General features: G+C 49.4%; 2 protein-coding genes. Both read left to right on the plus strand.

Features of this window, described 5'->3' with window-relative positions; all coding sequences use genetic code 11:
- Positions 1 to 331: 331 nt before the first annotated feature.
- Positions 332 to 1,276: a hexose kinase gene (locus HMPREF3090_RS07115; RefSeq protein ID WP_070486288.1), complete on the plus strand. Its 945-nt coding sequence runs from the start codon at positions 332 to 334 to the stop codon at positions 1,274 to 1,276.
- 27 nt (positions 1,277 to 1,303) lie between these two features.
- Complete coding sequence (locus tag HMPREF3090_RS07120; protein ID WP_070486290.1) at positions 1,304 to 2,071, plus strand: DeoR/GlpR family DNA-binding transcription regulator; 768 nt, start codon at positions 1,304 to 1,306, stop codon at positions 2,069 to 2,071.
- The last annotated feature ends 252 nt before the right edge of the window (positions 2,072 to 2,323 follow it).

Genomic DNA, 2,323 nt, shown 5'->3' on the forward strand with positions numbered 1-2,323 from the left:
ACCGGCTCGAGCCAAGGTCTCTCGCCTAGCGAGTCTCAAACGGTCCGTACGGCTAACGCCTACGTTCCGTAATTCGCTTCTAGTCGGGTTCAGGCTAGCAGAAATAGCTCCTCTTCACAAAGATCCGCCGAAGTCTTTCAGACTTCTCTGGCTTTTGGCTCCAGAGGTCTATTTCTCCCGCTAGCCTTCGCACCCTGGCCTTGCTTTTCGTGGCTAAGGACCAACTTCAACGCTCCACTCCTGCTCATAACCGAACAGATGACTTTCTGTTTATTAAATAGGGGAATTAAAAATAAAAATTCTAATTCTGCTTCAGAAAGGAGCCTCTCCCATGATTTTAACTGTGACGATGAACCCTTCGATCGATATTTCTTATCCTATTGACCATCTTGAAATTGATGGGGTAACCCGCTGTCAAGAAGTCAGCAAAACGGCTGGTGGTAAGGGCTTGAATGTTGCCCGGGTGATCCACCAACTCGGTGAAGATGTCTTGACCACCGGGATTCTCGGTGGCCACCACGGTGCTTTTATCAAGGACCAGCTCGACCGTGACGGTATCAAGAATGCTTTCTCAACTTGTGCCGGTGAAACCCGGGATTCGATTGCTATCCTCCACGAGGGCAAGCAGACCGAAATTCTCGAAAGTGGCCCAACCATTTCTAAAGAAGAGGAAGCGGCCTTCCTCGACCAATTCCAGGGCTTACTGGACCAGGTAGACACTATGACCATCTCAGGTTCCATGGCTAAGGGCCTCTCCCCCGACCTCTATACCGAGCTCATCCGCCGCGCCGCCCAAGCCGGCGTGTCGACTTTACTCGATAGCTCCGGTCAATTCTTAGCTGACGCTATCGCAAGTTCCGACAAGCCCCTCTTGATTAAGCCCAACCACCATGAACTGGGGGACCTCATTGGTGAGACCCTCGACCCTAGCGACCTCAACAGCCTCCACCAAGCCCTCTTAAATCCTCGTTTCCAAGGTATTGAATGGATTGTGGTATCCTTAGGTGGCGAAGGCGCCTTCGTCAAGCACCAAGATACGTTCTACAAGGCGGATATTCCAAGTATTGAAGTCGTTAACCCCGTTGGCTCTGGCGACTCCACAATAGCTGGCTTGGCCATTGCCATCAGCCAGCACAAGTCTCCAGAAGAAGTCATCAAATATGGGATGACGGCTGGAATTTTAAATACTATGGAGAAGAAGACAGGACATGTGAACCCTGACAAGTTCCAAACTATCTATGACCAAATTGAAATTAAAAACTATCCGAACACCTAAAATTCTTTAGGGAAAGGAGCTAGCAAGATGTTAAAAGAGGATCGTTTAAATTATATTGTGGAGGAGGTCAACCACTACGGGCATATCAAGGTAACTGATATCATCGACCAACTCCATGTCTCTGACATGACCATCCGGCGTGACCTCGATGAGCTCGAGAAGCGCGGTCAACTGCGCCGGGTCCACGGGGGAGCAGTCAGCCTTAATGATTATCCCAATAAGGAACTCTCCCACCGTGACAAAAAAATCATCAACATTGATCTCAAAAAAGCGGCTGCGCGTGCCGCCCTCCCCTATCTCAAGCCAGGTGAAACCATCTTCTTGGGACCAGGGACAACCATGGAAATCTTTGCTAGCATGATGGACGACATGGACCTGCGCGTGGTGACCAATTGTCTCCCTGTCTTCAAGACCCTCAATGAGAAGTCAAAGCAGATGAAGCTCTACCTGGTGGGCGGGGAAATGCGTAAGATCACCGAATCCTTCCACGGCTCTATCACCAATGCCGCCCTAGCCAGCATCAACTTCCACAAGGCCTTTGTCTCCTGCAATGGCTTGAATAATTCCGATATTATGACCGCCACCTTCGAAGAAGGCAATGCCCAGAAGATCGCTTTGAATAATTCGACCGAACGCTACTTAATTATCGATAGCTCTAAGATCGATAAGCGAGACTTCTACACTTACTACAAGCTCGAAGATATCACTAAGGTCTTCATCGACCACAACGAACCCCTCATACGACCTCTTGAAGCTAGCACGAAGATCGAGAGTGGCGAGGTTGAAGACAATTAATCCGCCATCTTAAGGTACTATAAAAGGCTAGGAGCCGTACAGTCTGTGCGTGGCTTCTAGCCTTTTTGTCTTCGGATATAAAAACATTGAGCTAGTGAGCATCCGTTGCGCTTTTGAATTTGGCCCTTGAAAAGCCATGGCACCGGCTCGAGCCAAAGTCTCTCGCCTAGCGAGCTTCAAAGGGCTCGTAACGGCTAACGCCGACGATCCCTAATTCTCATCGCTTGCTTGTTCATGGCTAAGGACCAACTT

The organism is Aerococcus sp. HMSC23C02 (assembly GCF_001806805.1).
Lineage (GTDB): Bacteria > Bacillota > Bacilli > Lactobacillales > Aerococcaceae > Aerococcus > Aerococcus sanguinicola.